Below are 18,238 nucleotides of genomic sequence, written 5' to 3'. Positions count from 1 at the left end.
GCGGCTGCGCCGATCAGCCCGCGAGCGCGCGCTCGATCTGGCCGATGGCGGCGGTCTCGCCGTGAGACGTGTCGTCAGCAGCGGCTGCGACGTCCTTGGCGGACTGGAGCACCACCTGCTTGTACTCCTCGACGAGCTGAGGGGCTTTCGCCGTCAGGATCCCGACGGCCTGCTGGAGGAGCTCGATGGTGCGCGCCGTGACGTCGTCCTTGCTGCCGGAGGGCATCTCGGGCAGGCCCCCGCCCACGAGCTTCTGCACCTCGGGCGAGGCGGTCTTGACGGCCTTGCTGGCGGCGAAGGACTCCTTGAACGTGTCGAGGAACCCGGGCTCGGCCTGGGCGACGAGTGCTCCGGCGCGCAGGGCTGCGGACCTGACGGTCTTCTTCTCGTCCTCGGTCAACGTGGTTGCGGACTCGTTCGGTGTCTCGGTCATGGCTGCTCCTGCTGGCTGGGGTCGAGGCTGGGTCGTGATGGAGGTACCCCGGGCTCGTCCGTCTTAACCTACGACCCCACTGATCCGCCGATGCTCGACAGCGCGGAGCCGTCGCCCCAGCCTCATCGCGTGCCGCTGGAGAGGCGGCCCCGGGGGATTCGCTCGATTCGTCACGCTGCATGCCTCCGAGAAGGAACAATCCCCCTGTGTCGTCCACCCTCGTGCGACCCGTCCTCGGTGCAACGGCCTTCGCAGCAGCGCTCCTCCTCACGGCCGTCGCCGGCGTCCCCGGCAACGCCACTGCCGTGACCCCGTCCGCCGACCTCGCGCCGGTGACCACGGCGTACTCCACCAGCAGGCCCGCCGCGGCAGGGCGCCTGACCGTGCGGCCCGCGATCTCGCAGCCCGGTCGTCGGCCCGCCGCGGCGAGCAGGAGCACGCAGGTGCTGGCTGAGTTCCCCTCCGCACGGAAGGGCCAGCGGGTTGCGCTGCAGCGCAACACGGTCGGCACCTGGAAGACCATCGCCCGCACCAGGCTGCATCGCACACGCAGCGCCGTCTTCGCGTTGCCCCGGGGCCGGGGCCGCTACCGAGCGGTGACGTTGTCCGGCTCGGGCTCGACCCGGGTCACCACCAACACGGTCAGGGGCCGGAGGTTCACGGTCCTGTTCAAGGACGACTTCTCGGGCGCTCAGGTCGACCACGCCAAGTGGTCGGACCAGGAGACACTGGCGCCGGCGTACATGCGGGCGTGTTCGCAGCTCTCCCCCCTCGCGCGCACCGTCAGCGACGGCGTGCTGCACATGGGGGTGGCCTACGACAGCGCCCGCGCGGGCCAGGCGTGCGAGTGGCAGCTCAACGGCAACTCCGGGTCGCACCCCTACATGCTGAACACCCAGCTCTACACCCGTGGGAAGTTCGACTTCACCTACGGCTACGCCGCCGTCCGGATGAAGATGCACCGCTCCAAGGGCATGCACGCCAGCTTCTGGCTCCAACCCACGAACTGGTACACGCCGGGCGATCCAACCGCCGGCACCGAGATCGACGCGGTTGAGTACTTCGGCGCCTCCAAGGCCGGGTCCACCATCGGATCGTTCGTGCACTACTACGGTGCCGATGGCGAGCACTACAAGCGCGGCGGGTTGTACCCCCGCGCGAACACGTTGATGCCTGCCACGCATGAGTGGTGGAACGCCTTCCACGTGTTCAGCGTCGAGTGGACCCCCACGGCGTACGTCTTCCGTGTCGACGGGCGCGAGTTCCACAGGGAGACGCAGGCGGTGTCGAAGGCACCGGAGTACCTGTTGCTGTCCATGCTGACCTCTGACTACAACCTGGCGAAGCTGACCCCCGAAGGGATCGGTCAGACCGCGGCGGTGGACTGGGTGCGCGTGTGGGCGCGGTGACCGGCGAGGCAATGCCCACCCCGTGAGGGACGGGCATCGAGCGATCACGGCGGATGGACGTAACTCATCCATTTATGACCTTTTGGTGGACCAGCTAGGACGATGGCACGTCATCGTCTGTGTAAGCGGCCCGCATCCGCAGATCGTCACGGGGATCAGCCGGTGCGCAGCAACCGTTCAGGGGTCGTCCCTGTCGGGATGAGATCCAGGCCGCCACGACCACCAAGAGCAGGAACCCGCCAAAGACTAGGTACGCCATCTGCGCCTCCGATGGGGAACGTGGTGGTGGCCTGAGTGCCTGCAGCGGCAACCGCACAGAAGCCGAATCTACCTGTGTGCGCTCGTCTTGGGACGTGCCGGATCGCGGTGGAATGGGCTAGGTCGTGCTGGCACTGGCCCATCAGCAGACCCGTACGGGGCATGCACTGCCGAAGTTGGCGCTGTCAATCGTGTGGTGCACCGCGAAATGAAAGGATGTGGCAACCTCGGATTGAGTGTCATGTCCAGCAAAGACCTCCGACAACGTGCGGAGAACCTAGGCACGAACGGTGATTGCAATCATTAGCTTCTTGGACGACTACGGCGCCCTCGTCGCCGTGAGCGGTGCCCTTGTGGCGGTGCTCATCACAGGCTTGTGGACCTCCGCCCGTGAGCGCCGCCGCCGCAGGCTTGACCGGCGCAACGACGCCTACGTCCGCTACCTCTCCGCGCTGACGGGACGGCTCATAGCGATCGGCGGCGGCAGCTTCTCCGACCGCTCAGTGCGAACTGCGTATGAAAGCGCGGTATCGGAGATTCAGTTCTATGCGCCTAAGCACATTATCAGAAGAGTTCTTCTACTCGACATGAGATTGACAAACTGGGATGGTGTCAATGGAACGGAGTACGCCAACATCGAGCGGTATAGGCGCGATCTGACCAGGCTGACGATTGCTGACGTAAACCGGATCCGATGGATCGAGTGGCTTCGACGTCGGCGTTCAAGCCCAGCAGACTGGGGAGAATATGAAGCGCGCATGATCAAGGATGCTCCGCGCAAATGGGAACGGAAACTAGAGCGAGAACGAGCCGCGCAGCCCTAGCCAGGCCTCCTCGCCCTCGGCAGGCGCCTGGGCACGAGATCACTCGGCCAGGCGCGGTCACCCCCTCGCCCCGGACGCATCAGCGCCCGCCTACTAAGCTGACACGCTGGACCTTCCCGAGGAGTGCATCTTCCCAGGTCAGCGCGATGAGTCGGTGAGTGTGGAGCGAGCGACCGAACTCACGCTAAACATCTGGCGGTCGATCGCGGCGGAATGGGCTAAGTCTGGCTACGTGCAGCAGTGCCGTGTCAGAACCAGCACAGCCGACCGTGCTGAGTGGTGTCCCGCCCGGCATGCCGTCAACCGGCCTCGAGTCGAACCTGGTTGGACCAATCGCGTCCCATGCCAAGGAGTTCTGACAGTCCGCTGATCAAGTCGCCGCTGGACCAGGTGTCGAGTTCGGGGTCGAGGCCAAAGGCTCGCGCGAGTTCCTGGCTCTCTTCGATAAACGGACGCGGTTCGGGGTCTGCGTCGGTTTCGACAATGACGTGCACGCTATTGCGATCGGTCGCCGGCGCGCTGGTGCTGGTCAGTGAACCGTGAGCTCCAAACACCCAGCTCGGCTCGTCGGGAGGCACTCGGACCAGTAGGTACATCGTGCGGTACGGAGAGAAGTCGCTATGCGGACGGACGGCGCCCGTTTCGGCGATCGCGAGCGCATCTGCACTGAGCCTGTCGAGTGCTCCCTGAACAGCTTCGTGAATGGTTTGCACTCGAGCGGGGAGGCGGAGAAGTGGACGTTGCGTGGCGAGTCCTTGCGCCTGGTTGAACTTCTTCAAGTCGTTCGCGGTGCCCTCGATGACCTTCGCCATCAAGTCATCGGTGTCGAGTCCCATTCGATAGTGCATGACTCCAACGCGCTGAGTCCCGTCGAGCCCTGCAGACTCGGCAAGCTCGACGCGGACAAAGGGCGACTGGACACCGAAGAAGGGAGTGGGAACGGCAGCTGATGCCACCTCAATGACTCTGTCCAGCCCTGAAACTTCGGCATACATCAGTTGTCGGTCGCTTCGGCTCAACACGTAGCCTCGCGGCCGCTCCAGCCCCAAGGCCGACCTGGTGGTGTCATCACTTGCGTTGCGAATGGCGGTGTAGAGCAGGCGGCACCTCTCGAGGATGTCCCGGACCGGCTCCGCTGAGTTGCTCGATGCGGGCGTGTTCGCGCGCCGCGAGGTGCTAGTCAGCAGGCCCCACGCGTCCACGAAACGCGAGGACGGCAACGGAGCGTCGCACGGCCAAGGGGCAAGCGCGTCCAGCGTGATCGAGTCCTGATAATCGACGGCATCGCGGATCTGGGTTAACGCGTGGTCGCGATCCGCGGCGTCTTCGAAACCGATTGCGCCGTAGACCGAGACGCCTTGGGCACGAAGCCGAATGGTCAGGCCGTGGAGCGTCCTCACAGTCACCGTGTCTCCAGACCGGTCCATCTGAAGATCGCGAAGCATTTCACCCAACCCGCTCACGCGTGGTTGACCAACCCCGTAGTGCCCTGAATGAAATGGACCGAGTGCGGAACGCAGCACGCTATCGAAAACCGCCGTTGCGAGCCGCGGCACCGGGATCCTGGGCAACTCATCAGCTCCGCGGCCCAAGCAGGCCAGTAACGATGCGGCCGAGGACCAGGCTGGTATGACTACTGCCGCGTGCTCGTTCTCGGCCATGACCAGAAGGCCGCGGTCAACTAGGCCACGGAGCACAGCCACCAGGTCGCCGCGGGCGCCGAGTGTCTCTCGCGCGTGCTCGAGTGCCGACGCGGCGTCGATCGCTTGCTGGTCGCCAGGCATGACCAGCTCCATAACCGACACCAGGATCCGAAGTTCCATGACGTCAGCTTCGAGGACGGCTTGCAGCCCCGGATTCTCAGCGCAGAACACCGGGTCGAGGCAGCTCAGTCGCGCAAGGTCGACCGCGTGCCGCACTGAAACCTGATCCGCACGACTGCGGTCCATGACGTACTCCAGCACACGGTGGGCGGCGCTGCGCCGCTCATCGTCATTGAGCACGGTCTCCCAGATCGCGCGCCGACGAAGGTCGTGAAACCAAGGGAGGCCGTCCACCGTCGTTGCGAGGACACGGGCGTGTTCAAGGTCTCGCCGCACCTGCAGCCAGGCGTCTTGCTCGACCCCCAGCAGCTCGACGATCTCGTCGGTGTTTGGCGGTTCCGACAGCGCGCTGAGCACGACGCACGCCCGTCGCGCGTCCCTGCTGAGACGATGGAACGCAGCCTCAGTCTGCGCTTGAAACGATTCCCCGATCGGCAGCTCGCGCAGTTCGCCACCTTGGCTCACGTGCGCCAGGGCGGCGTCAACGTAAACGGGCATACCGCCGGTCACTCGCATCATCCGCCCGATGTCTATCGGCACGCCCGAGTCGTCGGCCCAAGACGACACAGCGTCTGCGTCGAGCCCGTGCAAGCGCACGTCCGCAGCGCCGACCTCACGGAGCTGGAGCGCCCACGCTGACGCATCCTCACTCGCAAGCGCGAGCGCGACCCGCAGGCGAACCGGCCCCAGCGGCGCACTCGCAATGTCGAGCAGTATGCGGCGGTCGTCCTCACCTAGACGCTCAGCGCCATCGAGGGACAGCACCAACGGCGCACCAACGTAGGCTTGAATCTCGGCAGCCAGCGCCAGAAAGGTGTCCACAACGTCACGGTCAGCCCCGGCGCTGATCCTCGCCGCGAATTCGTCCGTCGAGGTCGTGGCGAGCTCATGGGCGAGATCCTCAAGTGCGCACCCCACGGTGTCCCCGAGTTTGTCCTTGACCCATCCGAACAGCATCGCCGAGGCACCCATGGCCAAGTCGCGGAGCCGCGCTTCGACGACCTTTGTGGACGCCCGCGCGAGCATCCGACTGAGCCGCTCGAGACTTCCCTCCTCGGCGGCGCGAGCCTCCAAGATGGAAGCAAGAGCCTGCATCAAAGCGAGTTGGAGACTCCCGGCGCGGCGCTGCAAAGTGATTACAGAGGAGTGCACCGCAGCTGTCGACTCGTCCGACGCCGCGATTCCCAGTAACGCCGTCTTCCCCGCGCCCGAGTCACCCGAGACGATGGTGAGCGGCGCCGCAGCCGTCTGCATTTGAAGCAACTCGCGGCTTCGTCCGTACAACTGCATTGCGACCCCCCGTAGACCATCTCCAATGATGCCGAAGGGGCCAGCGGATTCGTGGAAGGACTCGCTTGGTCTTGAGACGGCTTCTCATTCCTGGGTGACAACACGGGTGCATTGGGCGGTCGCCGTAGTCCAATAGCTCCGCCGTTGGCCCAACCCTCGGCATGACTCGATGCTTCGAGCAGCGAAGGTGGCGAAGTGACACATCTCGCCTTGGGTGAAGATTGGCTTGCGGTGTTGACTCACGAGGTCTATGCACGCGGTTTGAGCGCGCACCCGGACTTGGCCATGTCGAGTGGTTGCGTTGACGCTGATTCGTCTCCGTGAGCGTGGTTCGCTAGTCCTTGGTCTTGGGGAATCCCTTGGACTTGTTGATGGCCTTCACCGTGGCCTTCAGCTCAGACTCGGTCTTGTCGTAGAGCCCCTTGACGGCTGCCTCCAGAATGGCGGCTCCCGTAAGCACCTGCTCGGCGGACAGATCGTTGTCGTGAGAGCCGCTATTGCCGATCCACTTGACTGCCATCAAGGTCTCGGCCACCGCCGGGTGAGTCTTAGCAAAGATCGCGATGCGAGCATCAAGCGGGACCGTCTTCAGCTTGCCGTGGGCGTTGACTACGAAGCGCTTGACCTTCCTGGCAGTGAGTAGTTCTTCGACCGCTTGGCGAAGCTGGTTGGCAGCGGACGCTGGACTGGCCCAGAGCACAGACGAAGCGAATTGAACACAGTCCTGAACCTTCTGCGGCGTCTTGTCTGGAAGGTTCATCAGCCGGAGGGGCGGATTCAGGTACCGGATGCGATAGACGCTGCCGAACGACCCGCGCTCGGGGTACATGCCGTCGTTGACCCACAGGCCCCAATCGCCGGCCATCGCGACGGCGTCGCGGCACGAGCTGTTGTCGCAGATTAGGTGTCCGTGGAACGTGCCACTCAGTTCCTCGGGGCCCGCCAGGCCTTGCTTGTAGGACTCCTGCTTGGCAGCGGACTCGACGTCTTCGAGTGTTGTGATGCTCTTCTCGACGAAGTCGAGGCCGCCCTCGCCACAGGTCGGGCAAGAGACTTTTGGCCAGTCGTACTCGTCCAACCAACCCACGAGTGCGCTGATGGGCTTGGCCACCAGAGGACCGTACGGCACTCGATGACGTGTCGCCAGAGCCGAGTCTGGGGGACGGTCATGGACAAGCTCAAGCAGGAGCAGCCGGAGATCCTCCACCGGGCGGCCAGGGAAGACGCTCGCCTGGAGCAGGAGGAGGCCGACCCGCTGTCGGCGCAGCGCGACGGTGGTGCGCCACCAATTCGATCGCCAGCCCCGCCGCTCAACGCTACGGTCGTGCGATGGTCGCTACGGATGGGCAGGCACCACTCTTCTCCGCGATGGCGCGGACCGCAAGCCGCAACCGGCGCGTCGGCGAGTCGATGTGGTCGTATCTGGAGAGCTCGGCATTCCCTGGCGACGACCGTGTACGCGACCAGCTGGACCGGATGGTCTCCGCGCTGCCGTTCGAGAACCGAGGCGACGTGGTCTCGAGATTGAAGGACAGCGATGACCGCCGGGTGAAGGACACCGTTTCCGAGCTCGTGGTGCATCAGGGCCTTCTCGAGGTCGGCTGGACGGACATCGAGGTCGAGCCGACCACTCCGGACGGCAAGACGGACTACAGACTCTCGTCTATCGGCCTTCACTTAGAGGTGACACGCATCGGAGAAAGTGGCCCGGAGCACGGCGACCGGCAGCGCAAGTATCAGGTGCTGCAGGAGCTGAACCAACTGGACTGCGGCCGTTTCTCGCTGCTCGCGACCTTGCACAGCGGCGCGAACATGCCCTCGGTCAAGCGGGTGCGGCGCGACGTCGAAGGCTGGCTCGCCAGCCTCGACCCGCTCGTCGAACGCGCCAAGCTCGAGTCGAACCCCAGCACTTACGCCGTGCCAAGCGCCCGCCTCGGCTTCGACGACTGGACGGTCGATCTCGAAGCACACCCGCTGGCGCCGGGGGCGGCGTCCGAGACGATCATCAGCACCATCGTCGAGCGGTTCAGCTCGGGCCCAGTGACGGTGGAGTCGATCCGGAACGCGCTATCGAAGAAGCGGCACCAGCACCGTCGTCTGGGCGAGCCCTTAGTAGTGGTGCTCGACGTGTCTAACGGGATGGCGTCGAGTGCGACCATCGCCGACGCACTGTACGGCGCCCGGCCCTTAATGGGGTGGGACCGGCCAGTGGACGCCAATGCACTCTGGTCCACGCCTGAACGCTCTGGCTGCCAGCCCAGCACCACCCCCCAGTCGCCGCAGATCGTCGGCGTTCTCGTAGTCGATCACATCCACATCACCGGTCTGGAAGCTATCGAGGCCACCTACTGGCTGCCGCCCGGTGTCAGCAGCTCGGTCCTGCAGGGGCCGTGGTCGACTGCGCGCTGGGTCGCTGGTCAGAACTACGGAGCCGATATCGACATCATGGCCGGCGCCTCCCGGTACTTCGTCGCCTTTTCGTAGGCCAGGCCGAGTGCGTTTCCATCCAGTGCACTCCGTGTTCGAACCCGCAGCCTTCTCCCCAAACCGAATGCCCGGGTGACTCTGAGCGGGCGACCTTGGTGCGCAGGATGTGCGCGGCCGGCCAGGCAGGCGGCCCGCAGGCTTGTACGTGGGCGGCGGAAGTCTGACCAGTTTCCAACCCGTGCATACAACGCGGCGGAATGCAGCATCGTGTACTCGCACAACTTTGCGCCTCGATCGTTGCGCATTGCGACCTCGGGTTCGACACTTGCTTGATGGCGAGCAACGGCAAGGGCAAGGGGCATCTGAACGGTCGAGCCGGCAAGCGCGCGGCTCCCCGCGCTGCCGCACCGGTCCCGAAGCCCAAGAAGCCCAAGAAGTAGCTGCAACCTCGCCGCCCGTAGAGGCGCTCCCGGCACGCGGCGAAACGACGCACTCTTCGCAACAGATCCAGACGGCTCGGGAGGCGTCAGGCACACGGCCTGTGACACAGGCCCCTGGGCCTGGTCGGGCGTTGTTTCAGATGTAGAGCGACATGACAGATGCGACCGTGGAGATCACGACCCCGGAGAGTGCCAGGAGTCCGTCGGTCTTGAACACGAGGAGTGCGTCGGTGAGCGCTGCGCGCCGGCTCCAGTACTCGGCGGGGAAGCGCATGTCGTCCCAGGTTGACGGAGGGTCGGTGACGCCGATGGTTGCTAGGAGGTTCGAGGTCTCGGCCCGGTTTGGGTCGACCGGGGCTTTGGGACTGGGGGCGGCTGTTTCATTGTCACCTTTGCCAGCTTCGTATAAGTGAGTGAAGGTCGGGTCTTTGAGTTGGTCGCTGCGGATTTTGACGGCGTCGTAGGCGGCCTTTTGCTTCTTGGCTCGTCGCTAGGCGGCGGTGACGCCGTAGATGGTGGTTGTGGCACCGAGGATGTACAGAGCAGCCACGAGTTCGGTCACGAGGCTTCTGTTTCGTTGGCGAGTCGCAGGACGTGTGCGATGAGGCCTTCAATCGGAGGTGCTTCGGGTCCGGCGCCTCGGTCAAACTTCGAGATAGCTGGGACGACGTGGGGGTAGCGGATGGCTGCAGTCGTGACCACGGCTTCGGTCGGGAACCAGGTCGGGAGGTTGTCGCGGTATTCGAGGACGGCGGAGATGGGACCCGGTTCACCGAAGGATGGTTGGTGCTGAATCCATTCGCCCCCGACGCGGACGATGTCTTCGAGTCGTTCGGGGGAGGCGAGGAGGGCGTCTGTGAGAACCGTTCTGGGTTCGCCCGGGGTTGTCCAGTGCGTCCAGTAGTCGAACGTGGGGCGGCCGTTGATGGTGTTGTCGATCCAGCCTTCTTTGCTGCTCCAGTCATGTCTGCGTAGTTCGGTGAGGAGTGCGTCGCGGGCTTGGTCGGCGAGGTCGGTGCGACCGGTGTCGCTCATTTCGCGCCAGAGCTCGGCGAGTAGCGCGGTGGCGGCTGCGAGTGGGCGACGTGCCGTGTCTTCGGTGATGGCGGCGGCGACCTCGGCGTCGGTTGCGTTCTTGGTGAGGGTGGCTGCAACTCGGGCTGCGGTGTCGAGGCGGTACTCCAGGACGTACCAAACCGGCCATATTAAGACGACGTCGCCAGCGGCGTCTGCGATTTCGGCTCGGAGGGCCGGGTTGTACGGGTTTCCTTCGACGAAGGCGTATGCGCGGGCCCGTTCGAGGGTTTCGAGGTGTCGTGCCTTTGCGTCCTCGAACGCAACGGCAACGGGGTCCGGTTCGGGCTCGGCCGGTGGTCCAGGTGCGGAGGCGGGGATTTCGCCGCGTAGGGCTGCTGCGAGCGCGCTGGCCGATGCGCGGAGTTCAGCGACCGCCTCGTTGAGACGGTCGTTGTCTTCGTACGGCGGTGCCCACGGCCAGTTGGATGCTGCAGCGAGGAGCTCTGCGGCAGACCTGGTGACCCAGCCGCACCATGGTGCGGTTGCGGGGTTGGTGTGGCGGGCGGTCGCGGTCTTCGCCTGGACGTCGTCCGTAAGGGGTTCGAGGACTGCTCGGACGGCGTTGAGCTGGTCTCGGACTGTGTCCGCGTAGCGGTCCCTATCCGCGCGCCCGGGCTCGGCGTACAAGATTTCGCCGGTTGCAGGGTCGCGGCCGGCACCCGAGCCTCGAATGTGGTTCCTGTACGTACGCCAAGCCGCAGCAGCGGCCTCCGGTCCGCTGCGCGTGGACATGGCACGAAGGGCGGCCACCTCTACTGCTTCGACGATCCCGGTGATGACTGGTGCGGCAATCACTGGGGACCCGAAAGACAGTTCGATGACCTCTGCCACCTGGGCTTCGCTCAGGACCCAGCCCTGACGGAACTCCTCGTACTCCCGCACCTGCTCCGCCCGCCAATCCTGGAGCAGCGTGGCCGGGAACCGGCTCTCGTCGGTGTCGATCTCGTATGAGTGAGCAATGCACATCAACAGCAGGTTCTCCGGCGCCCGATTGTCGTCCGACGTCATTCCAGGCAACCACCGTGGACCGCCAGGGCTGCGGGCGTGAATGTGGGAAGTGCGACTGTTCAGGACCCGTTGCGCTGAACCCTCCACCTGCTTGTACAACCACTCGCCGCAACCATCGAACGCGCACGAGAACGCGTGCGCGTACAACTCGCGCACGGTCGAGTCGGTCGGTCTTGGGTGTTCGGTCTCCTCTGCGTCGGGCACGCCCCCATCCTGCCCGTTGCTACCGACGGTTGTCGGGGGCCGGCGGCAAACTGGGCTCATGGACATCCGAGAGCTGCCAGACCTGACACCTGTCCAAGTTGTCGAGCTGGTGGATGCCTTGCTCGCGAACGCCGACACCCTCCTCACCACGGCCTTGACCGTTCTTGAGCAGGGCCAGGTGCCGCTCGCAAGGTCGCTCGTCATCCTCGGGATGGAAGAGTCCGGCAAAGCCATCGCCGTCCACGAGCGCCGAGTCCAGATGGCCAAAGCCCCCAACGGCGAACCGTTCAGGTGCGAAGCACTGGATCGACTGTGGGGCAGTCACCGCCGCAAGCTCGAGAAGGTCCACGACTTCCTCGTCGAAGAGCTCTACTGGTTCGACACCGAACCCTCCGACCCAACGGCGAACGCTGCCTACCTCGGAACCATCCGCACCTGGACCAAGAAGCAAGACCGGTTGAAGATGCGTGGCTTCTACGTCGAACTGTCCAAGACCGGCGAAGTCATGGCTCCAACAGACGTCTCCGATGAAGCGACCCTGTTCGAGGTCATCTCCCACGTGCACCAGATCGGGTGGCAGCTCCGCCTCGGTGAACACATCGAAGGCAAACGCCAAGACGAACAGGAAGCCGGCACGCCGCCGGTCACCGACGAAGACATGGGACTGTTCGACCGAACCCTGGACGTCGCCGACGACCCCGAACTCACCCGCATCATGCGAGAAGTCGAGGAGCAGATGCGCAGGGGAACTCCGGGGGTCCCACTGAACAACGCCGCATACAGGTTCGACCCACCCGGAGCAGACCGGTCACCCTTCAGCAACCTCGGCAAGCCTGGGTACGAAGCTGAGACCCGCGAACTCATCCGCCTCCGCGAAAGCCTCGAGCGTGATCAGGGCCCGAGGTCCGACTAAAGGAATCGTTGGTCCGACAGAGGCTTGTCCAATCCAAGACCCCGCTTCTTCTCGTCCCTGAGGCTGCAAGTCGCTGGACGCACTGTCCGCAATCGAGGCGCATGCAACCGCTTGAGTGAGGCGGTGACCCGGGGGCGGTAGCGGTTCAAACCGACAGCCACGCGTCGATAAGGTCGGGCGGCTGCCATTCTGCGGCCAAGACCTTCGGATGACCCATCACGAAGTACCTGATGCATCCGATCGCAGATCCGAGCCTCCCGAGTAGGTCCCGCTGATGATTCAAGATGAGGGGGTCCCGAAGGTTCTGGTTGGTCTTGTGAGCAGGCTTCTGGCGTTCCAGTCTGACCTCGTGAAGTGGAGCGAGTGCTTGCGGAACGTTCAATTCCAGATGCGCGGTCTGCCGAACCATGAGCTCCTGGAGCCGCATCAAGCTGCCGAGACTGTCTCCGTTGTCGTTCCTCTTTGGCGCGTTCGCGGCAGCCAGACCTGCGCTCGAGATGCCGTCGAGAAGGAGTTTGCAGGTCGTCAGGACAAAGCCTTCCCACTCGCGAGTGCTGGGGCGCAGGAGCCACCCCCAGTTTTGAGGTCGCACAGTGGAGGTGAATAGGTCGGCGCCAAACGCCAGGGTCCAGAGTTCGTTGATCGCATTCATCTCGGTGAGAATGCGAGTGAAGGGTCCGATATGCTCGGGCCAGTGGCCCATCATCCGTCGCCACCAGATGGGGTGAGGTATGACCTCAGGCCCAGGGTTCGTGAGTTCATAGGTTCGGATCCGCTGCTGGTGCAATGGTGGAAGCTCGGCAAGGTCGCACAGCAGAGCCGCCCAGTAGCGCTTGATGGGCTCGGGTCCGAGCGGATCGACTGTTCGGTCGTAGGCGAATCCTGCCTCCTTGAGCAGCGTGAGATTGTCGTAGTCGAGGTCGTCCGTTAACCACGGCGCGTCAGCAAAGCGAAACCCGCTATCGCCGAGAACGAACTCGAAGTCGGGGTCGTTCAGATAGCCCTCGACAGCGGTGAGCTCGAAATAGGCGACGTCCAGCGTGCCCCCTCCTGCCTGAAGCAGGCGCTCGCGGAATGGGCGCTCCGCGTCCGACAGTTCGGGGTGTAGTGCGGCCATAGCCTTTGCGGTGGGATACAGGCAGCCTGAATTCCCCCCGGCCGCAACGTCTGCGAGCTCCTCCACTTGCCTTTCGACATCGCCGCGCAACCAGGGCCGGATGTGGATATTGACGTAGTCCGTGTTTGTGACAAGTTGAACGAGGCCGTCATTGATGAGGCCAACGGCGTTCTCGTGGAGCTTGGTCGATTCGCCAACAACGAGTCCGTTGAAGTCGCCAGAGTCAACGAAGAACTTGGTGACGCGTTTGAGAAGGTCGAGCGGAGTCTCATAGGTGTCATCGTCGACCGGCGTGGGTCTGGCCTGCGCCGGCAGGCGCGCGAAGAACGCGTCGTGGTCGAACTCTGAGGTCTCGTTCGTGCTGGAGTTCATCGGGCCGCCCCCGCAGTAGTCTCGGCTTGCACGCCGGCGCCGATGATTCGAGTAGGTTCGATTTCCACGGCTCTAGTGTGGACAGTGCCACCGACAAGGGGCCGAATCTCGACTGTGGGATCGAATGAGGAGAACCGCTGGGTTGGCGCTCCGCCGCAGGGCCTTCGCCCAGTTGAGCATGAGCCTCGGCGCCCAGTACGCCAGGTCCTGTCCAGACCTCTCGTGCGCTCGCGCGCAGCAGATGCGCCTGATCTGGGGTGGTTCGCAGCGGAGCGAAGGCGCTGCATTCTGGGCGCTGTGCAGCAGCTCGGTGAGACGCGCCCTTGCCGCTGACTACGACGTGCGAAGCAGCCAGCCGACAGCCTCGGCTTCACCAAACCACGAGAGCTGCAGCGCGGTCGCTACCCTCAGACGAACGGCAGCAGAGCCTCCATCGAGTCCGTCGGCGTCTTGAGAGCGATGCCCGTCCCGATCGCCCGCAGCTTCCAGGTCGACCCGTCGCGGAACAGCTTCGCCATCACGAGCCCCGTCTCCCTCACCCCGAGCGTGATGGTGAAGCGGGCCAGCTCGGTGCCGTCGTCGTCGATGAGCCGGCAATAGGCGTTGCGGATGTACTCCAGCGAGTGCCCCTGATAGCTGGTGACCAGGAACAGGATCGACTCGACCTTGGGGTAGACCCGGCTCAGGTCCACGTCGATCACCTCGTCGTCGCCCTCGCCCTTGCCGGTGGTGTTGTCGCCCAGGTGGACCACCGAGCCGTCGCGGGTCGCGAGGTTGTTGAAGAAGGCGAGGTCGAAGAACGCGCCGCCGGCGAACTGCACGGCCGAGGCGTCGAGGTCGATCGGCGGCGCGCCACTGGAGATGAAGCCGGCCGTCGGGTTGTGGTCCCAGCCGACGGCCATCTGCACCTTGGTCGGGGTCCTCCCGTCCTCGGCGGCAAGAGTGAGCTCCTGGCCCTGGGTCAGCTCGATCACGGGTCGCTCCTCCGGTTGGGCGGTGCTCCCGAACGTACAGGGACTGTCAGGACGCCGACGCTCCCGCGATGTTGACCAACCAGCCGATCCCGAAGCGGTCCTTCAGCATCCCGAACTCGTCACCCCACGGCGCGGCCTCGAGCGGCTGGCGTACGTCTCCGCCCTCCGACAGCGCGGCGAACCAGCCGCGCAGCGTCTCGCCGTCCTCCGGTCCGCCCGAGAGGCTGACCGAGACGTTGTCGCCGAAGGTCACCTGCACCATCTCCGGCGGGGCGTCGGCGCCCATCAGCACGATGCCGCCGGGTGCCTCGAGCTGGCCGTGCATCACCTGCGTGGCGAGCGGGCCCTCGGTGCCCATGTCGCCGAAGGTCATGATGGTGAGCTCACCGCCCATGACGGACTGGTAGAACTCCATCGCCTCGCGCGCCTGGGCGTCAGGGAAGTTGAGGTAGGGGTTGAGGTTGATCGACATCGTGATGCTCCTCGCCTGGGTCAGGAGCCCTCACGCTAGCGAGCAGGCGCCGCCGGCGGAACCTTCAGCGACGCACGAAGAGCGCGGGCCACGTCGCGCATGTCGTCCGTGATCTCAGTGGCCTGCGCCATCGCCTCGGCGCTCATGCCGCCGACGCACGCGCGGTCGGTGGCGTCCTCCAGCTCGTTGCGCGCATCCGTGCCCGCGGGCGTGATCGCACCGTCAGCGTCGAGCCAGCCGCGCTCGCGCAGCCGGTCCTGACCCGTGGCCCACTCGTCGTCGCTCCAGCCGCGGAGCGCCTGCTGCTGGGGGAACGTACGACCGGCCGCCACGTTGAGGACGTTGGCGTCGACGCCGTTGAGGCCGTGCGTGAGGAGCACCGCGATGTGGCAGTCGCCGCGGAACTCCCGCAGCACGGCGTTGGCCAGCCAGAACCGCTCGAGGTCGTCCACCGGCTCCTCGAGCGAGGCGTGCGCCGCGGCCAGCGGCTTGCCCGCGAGGTCCAGCCCTTCGATGATCGAGGTGAGGGCGTCCGCCAGCGGCGCGACCTGCTCGCCGGTCACGGCCCGGCCCAGCACGCGGGTCGCGAGCTCGAGCCGCGCGCCGAGCACGGCCTCGGGCGACGCGAAGCCCCACGCGTCGGGCAGCGCGCGGTGGACCAGGTGTGGCGCGAAGCCGTGGAAGGTGGCAACCACGAGCTCCGGGGAGGCGGCTCCCAACGGCGCTGCCCGCGACGCGAAGTAGCCCATCCACGAGCCCTTCAGCCCGACCGACGCGTAGTGCTTCGCTGCCTCGGGCACGAGGTAGACGTAGTTGTTCAGCGTCTCGACGGACCGCCAGAACGGCGTGGGGACGGTCATCGCGGGTCGGAGCCGGTGTGTCCGCGCAGCAGGTCGCCGAAGGGCGTCACGTCCGACTCGACCTGCGTGCCGGGCGTACGACGGGGGCGGGCGGCGAGGTCGGGAGCGAACCCGCCGACCCCGTAGTCGCCCTGGCTGAGCACCAGCGACGCCAGCTCCGACGCCGCGCGGGTGATCCGGTCGGACAGCCCGTGGCTGCCGAAGTCCTCGGTCGCCGCGAACACACCCGTCGGCACGACGACCGCGCGGAGGTAGGCGAACAGCGGCCGCATCGCGTGGTCGAGCACCAGCGAGTGCCGGGCGCTGCCGGCCGTCGCGGCCACCAGCACCGGAGTGCCGGTCAGCGCGTCGGGGTCGAGGGCGTCGAAGAACATCTTGAACAGCCCGCTAAAGCTGGCGTTGAAGACCGGCGTGACCGCGATGAGCCCGTCGGCCGCCGACACCCGCTCGCGCAGCTCGGTGAGCCGCGGCGTCGGGATGCCGCCGGTGGTCATGAAGGTGGCCAGCTCGCCGGCCACCTCCCGGAGCTCGACGTACTCCACCTCGACCGACTCGCCCCGCGCGCCGACCTGCGCCGAGGTGGCCTCGGCGAGCTGGTCGGCGAGCAGGCGGGTCGACGACGGGACGGTCAGCCCCGCGGTGACGACGAGGACGCGATGGGTCATGCCTGGGCCTGGGCGAGCTCTTCGGCGCGGGCGCGGGCGGGCTCGACCAGGTGGTGCGGGGCGTCCGGACCGGCCGCGACGAGCGAGGTGTGGGTGGGCGGGTCGCTGGGCACGTGGGCCGGACGACGGCGCTCGAACTCCTTGCGGAGCACGGGCACGACCTCGGTGCCGAGCATCTCCATCTGCTCCATCACCAGCGACGTCGGCAGGCCGGCGTGGTCGATGAGGAAGAGCTGGCGCTGGTAGTCACCGACGTAGTCGGCGAAGCCCAGCGTGCGCTCGATGACCTGCTCGGGCGTGCCGACGGTCAGCGGCGTCATCTTCGTGAATTCCTCCATCGACGGGCCGTGACCGTAGACCGGGGCGTTGTCGAAGTAGGGGCGGAAGGTGCGCTTGGCCTCGGCCTCGGTCGACGCCATGAACACCTGGCCACCCAGCCCGACGTACGCCTGGTCGGCGGCGCCGTGGCCGTAGTGCTCGAAGCGGCGGCGGTAGAGCTTCACCATCGCCTCGGTGTGCTCCTTGTTCCAGAAGATGTGGTTGTGGAAGAAGCCGTCACCGTAGTACGCCGCCTGCTCGGCGATCTCGCTGCTGCGGATCGATCCGTGCCAGACGAACGGCGGCGTGCCATCGAGCGGCGCGGGCGTCGAGGTGTAGCCCTGCAGGGGCGTACGGAACTCGCCCTGCCAGTTGACGACCGGCTCGCGCCAGAGCTTGCGGAGCAGGTGGTAGTTCTCGACCGCGAGCTTGATGCCGTCGCGGATGTCCTTGCCGAACCACGGGTAGACCGGGCCGGTGTTGCCGCGGCCCATCATCAGGTCGACGCGGCCGCCGGACAGGTGCTGCAGGAAGGCGTAGTCCTCCGCGATCTTCACCGGGTCATTGGTGGTGATCAGCGTGGTGCTCGTCGAGAGGATGAGGTTCTCGGTCTTGGCCGCGATGTAGCCCAGGTGCGTCGTCGGCGACGACACGACGAACGGCGGGTTGTGGTGCTCGCCGGTCGCGAAGACGTCGAGCCCGACCTCCTCGGCCTTGAGCGCCAGCTGCGTCATCGACGCGATGCGCTCGGCCTCGGACGGAGTGCGTCCATCGGTCGGGTCCGTGGTGACGTCGCCGACGCTGAAGATGCCGAACTGCATGAGATCCTCCTAGTTGAAGTTTGTATCATCTCCAACGGTGCTGGTCCCTTCAGTATTCCGTGGAATCGCCGGGCCCCGTTACCGCGTTGGGGGTGGTGCCGGGCGCACGCTCGGAGGACGACCCCGCTCGAGAGGAGCGACGATGACCGACTTCACGCCCTTCGAGGACCTGCTGCGAGGACACGCGGGCCTGCTCGAGGACACCGCCCACGACCGTTGGGTCCGCGCCCAGGCGCTCTTCGAGGAGCGCGCCTACCGCGAGGCCGCGGTGCTGCTGAAGGAGCTGCTGAGCGAGGTCGATGACGTCGGGCACGAGCTGACCGACGTACGCCTGCTGCTGGCGCGCTCGCTCTACCACTCCGCCCAGCTCGACGGCGCGATCCGCGTCGCGACCGAGCTGCTCGAGCACGACCCCAACGAGCCGTACGCCCACCTCCTCGTGGGTCGCGCCCTGCAGCGCAAGGGCCGTCGCGACGAGGCGCAGCCGCACCTGCGGCTGGCCGAGCTACTCGGCGGGTACCAGATCTGACGCC

16 protein-coding genes are annotated in these 18,238 nt (G+C 65.8%); 5 read left to right on the top strand and 11 right to left on the bottom strand.

The features are described from left to right. Positions 1–13: 13 nt before the first annotated feature. On the bottom strand, positions 14–433 hold the full coding sequence (locus tag BM127_RS15030) for a hypothetical protein (protein ID WP_091199756.1): 420 nt from the start codon (positions 431–433) through the stop codon (positions 14–16). Positions 434–639: 206 nt separating this feature from the next. Here BM127_RS15030 and BM127_RS15025 point away from each other — a divergent pair, with 206 nt between their 5' ends. Together BM127_RS15025 and BM127_RS21895 are read left to right on the top strand one after the other, a co-directional pair. Next, a complete protein-coding gene (locus tag BM127_RS15025) occupies positions 640–1,842 on the top strand; it encodes a glycoside hydrolase family 16 protein (RefSeq protein ID WP_157829554.1) in 1,203 nt (400 codons plus the stop codon). Between the two features lie 548 nt (positions 1,843–2,390). Then, positions 2,391–2,924 carry a hypothetical protein gene (locus BM127_RS21895; RefSeq protein WP_139227746.1) on the top strand — a complete coding sequence of 178 codons (534 nt, stop codon included), beginning with the start codon at positions 2,391–2,393 and terminating at the stop codon, positions 2,922–2,924. A gap of 299 nt (positions 2,925–3,223) precedes the next feature. Here BM127_RS21895 and BM127_RS15020 read toward each other — a convergent pair whose 3' ends face one another. Together BM127_RS15020 and BM127_RS15015 are read right to left on the bottom strand one after the other, a co-directional pair. Then, positions 3,224–6,037, bottom strand: coding sequence for an ATP-binding protein (locus tag BM127_RS15020; RefSeq protein ID WP_091199752.1), 2,814 nt, complete (start codon positions 6,035–6,037; stop codon positions 3,224–3,226). 334 nt (positions 6,038–6,371) lie between these two features. Beyond that, positions 6,372–7,148: a DUF4145 domain-containing protein gene (locus BM127_RS15015; RefSeq protein WP_101228854.1), complete on the bottom strand. Its 777-nt coding sequence runs from the start codon at positions 7,146–7,148 to the stop codon at positions 6,372–6,374. A 218-nt stretch (positions 7,149–7,366) separates the two neighbouring features. On the opposite strand from BM127_RS15015, the gene BM127_RS15010 reads away from it, so the two are divergent. Continuing rightward, entirely contained in the window at positions 7,367–8,521 is a 1,155-nt protein-coding gene (locus BM127_RS15010; RefSeq protein ID WP_091199749.1) for a hypothetical protein, read from the top strand. A 519-nt stretch (positions 8,522–9,040) separates the two neighbouring features. Here the strand turns inward: BM127_RS15010 and BM127_RS22320 are convergent. Together BM127_RS22320 and BM127_RS15005 are read right to left on the bottom strand one after the other, a co-directional pair. After that, entirely contained in the window at positions 9,041–9,178 is a 138-nt protein-coding gene (locus BM127_RS22320) for a hypothetical protein (protein WP_157829555.1), read from the bottom strand. A 284-nt stretch (positions 9,179–9,462) separates the two neighbouring features. After that, positions 9,463–10,989: a hypothetical protein gene (locus BM127_RS15005; protein WP_091199747.1), complete on the bottom strand. Its 1,527-nt coding sequence runs from the start codon at positions 10,987–10,989 to the stop codon at positions 9,463–9,465. A gap of 262 nt (positions 10,990–11,251) precedes the next feature. On the opposite strand from BM127_RS15005, the gene BM127_RS15000 reads away from it, so the two are divergent. Further along, positions 11,252–12,106: an AbiV family abortive infection protein gene (locus tag BM127_RS15000; RefSeq protein ID WP_091199745.1), complete on the top strand. Its 855-nt coding sequence runs from the start codon at positions 11,252–11,254 to the stop codon at positions 12,104–12,106. Between the two features lie 145 nt (positions 12,107–12,251). Here BM127_RS15000 and BM127_RS14995 read toward each other — a convergent pair whose 3' ends face one another. The 6 genes from BM127_RS14995 to BM127_RS14970 all read right to left on the bottom strand — a co-directional run bounded on the left by BM127_RS14995 (position 12,252) and on the right by BM127_RS14970 (position 17,705). Continuing rightward, positions 12,252–13,595 (bottom strand): hypothetical protein, encoded by a 1,344-nt coding sequence (locus BM127_RS14995; RefSeq protein WP_091199743.1) that lies wholly within the window; start codon positions 13,593–13,595, stop codon positions 12,252–12,254. A gap of 407 nt (positions 13,596–14,002) precedes the next feature. After that, positions 14,003–14,569: a TerD family protein gene (locus BM127_RS14990; RefSeq protein WP_091199741.1), complete on the bottom strand. Its 567-nt coding sequence runs from the start codon at positions 14,567–14,569 to the stop codon at positions 14,003–14,005. Between the two features lie 46 nt (positions 14,570–14,615). Beyond that, a complete protein-coding gene (locus BM127_RS14985; protein ID WP_091199739.1) occupies positions 14,616–15,041 on the bottom strand; it encodes a VOC family protein in 426 nt (141 codons plus the stop codon). Positions 15,042–15,076: 35 nt separating this feature from the next. Beyond that, positions 15,077–15,901: an SCO6745 family protein gene (locus tag BM127_RS14980; RefSeq protein ID WP_091199738.1), complete on the bottom strand. Its 825-nt coding sequence runs from the start codon at positions 15,899–15,901 to the stop codon at positions 15,077–15,079. Next, positions 15,898–16,566 (bottom strand): FMN reductase, encoded by a 669-nt coding sequence (locus BM127_RS14975; RefSeq protein WP_091199736.1) that lies wholly within the window; start codon positions 16,564–16,566, stop codon positions 15,898–15,900. The genes BM127_RS14980 and BM127_RS14975 overlap by 4 nt, the downstream gene beginning before the upstream one ends. After that, positions 16,563–17,705, bottom strand: coding sequence for an LLM class flavin-dependent oxidoreductase (locus tag BM127_RS14970; RefSeq protein ID WP_091199734.1), 1,143 nt, complete (start codon positions 17,703–17,705; stop codon positions 16,563–16,565). The genes BM127_RS14975 and BM127_RS14970 overlap by 4 nt, the downstream gene beginning before the upstream one ends. A gap of 142 nt (positions 17,706–17,847) precedes the next feature. Between BM127_RS14970 and BM127_RS14965 the strand changes: the two genes are divergently transcribed. Continuing rightward, positions 17,848–18,234 carry a tetratricopeptide repeat protein gene (locus BM127_RS14965; protein ID WP_091199732.1) on the top strand — a complete coding sequence of 129 codons (387 nt, stop codon included), beginning with the start codon at positions 17,848–17,850 and terminating at the stop codon, positions 18,232–18,234. The last annotated feature ends 4 nt before the right edge of the window (positions 18,235–18,238 follow it).

The organism is Nocardioides alpinus (assembly GCF_900112035.1).
Classification (GTDB): Bacteria; Actinomycetota; Actinomycetes; order Propionibacteriales; family Nocardioidaceae; genus Nocardioides; species Nocardioides alpinus.
The sequence above is the reverse complement of the archived record's forward strand: the minus strand, read 5'-3'. Positions and strand labels throughout refer to the sequence as shown.

Bases quoted from the DNA above. Each gene is read 5' to 3' on its own strand.
- BM127_RS15030 (WP_091199756.1), bottom strand. From the start codon at position 433: ATGACCGAGACACCGAACGAGTCCGCAACCACGTTGACCGAGGACGAG.
- BM127_RS15020 (WP_091199752.1), bottom strand. From the start codon at position 6,037: ATGCAGTTGTACGGACGAAGCCGCGAGTTGCTTCAAATGCAGACGGCT.
- BM127_RS15010 (WP_091199749.1), top strand. From the start codon at position 7,367: ATGGTCGCTACGGATGGGCAGGCACCACTCTTCTCCGCGATGGCGCGG.
- BM127_RS22320 (WP_157829555.1), bottom strand. From the start codon at position 9,178: ATGCGCTTCCCCGCCGAGTACTGGAGCCGGCGCGCAGCGCTCACCGAC.
- BM127_RS15005 (WP_091199747.1), bottom strand. From the start codon at position 10,989: ATGACGTCGGACGACAATCGGGCGCCGGAGAACCTGCTGTTGATGTGC.
- BM127_RS15000 (WP_091199745.1), top strand. From the start codon at position 11,252: ATGGACATCCGAGAGCTGCCAGACCTGACACCTGTCCAAGTTGTCGAG.
- BM127_RS14995 (WP_091199743.1), bottom strand. From the start codon at position 13,595: ATGAACTCCAGCACGAACGAGACCTCAGAGTTCGACCACGACGCGTTC.
- BM127_RS14985 (WP_091199739.1), bottom strand. From the start codon at position 15,041: ATGTCGATCAACCTCAACCCCTACCTCAACTTCCCTGACGCCCAGGCG.
- BM127_RS14980 (WP_091199738.1), bottom strand. From the start codon at position 15,901: ATGACCGTCCCCACGCCGTTCTGGCGGTCCGTCGAGACGCTGAACAAC.
- BM127_RS14975 (WP_091199736.1), bottom strand. From the start codon at position 16,566: ATGACCCATCGCGTCCTCGTCGTCACCGCGGGGCTGACCGTCCCGTCG.
- BM127_RS14970 (WP_091199734.1), bottom strand. From the start codon at position 17,705: ATGCAGTTCGGCATCTTCAGCGTCGGCGACGTCACCACGGACCCGACC.
- BM127_RS14965 (WP_091199732.1), top strand. From the start codon at position 17,848: ATGACCGACTTCACGCCCTTCGAGGACCTGCTGCGAGGACACGCGGGC.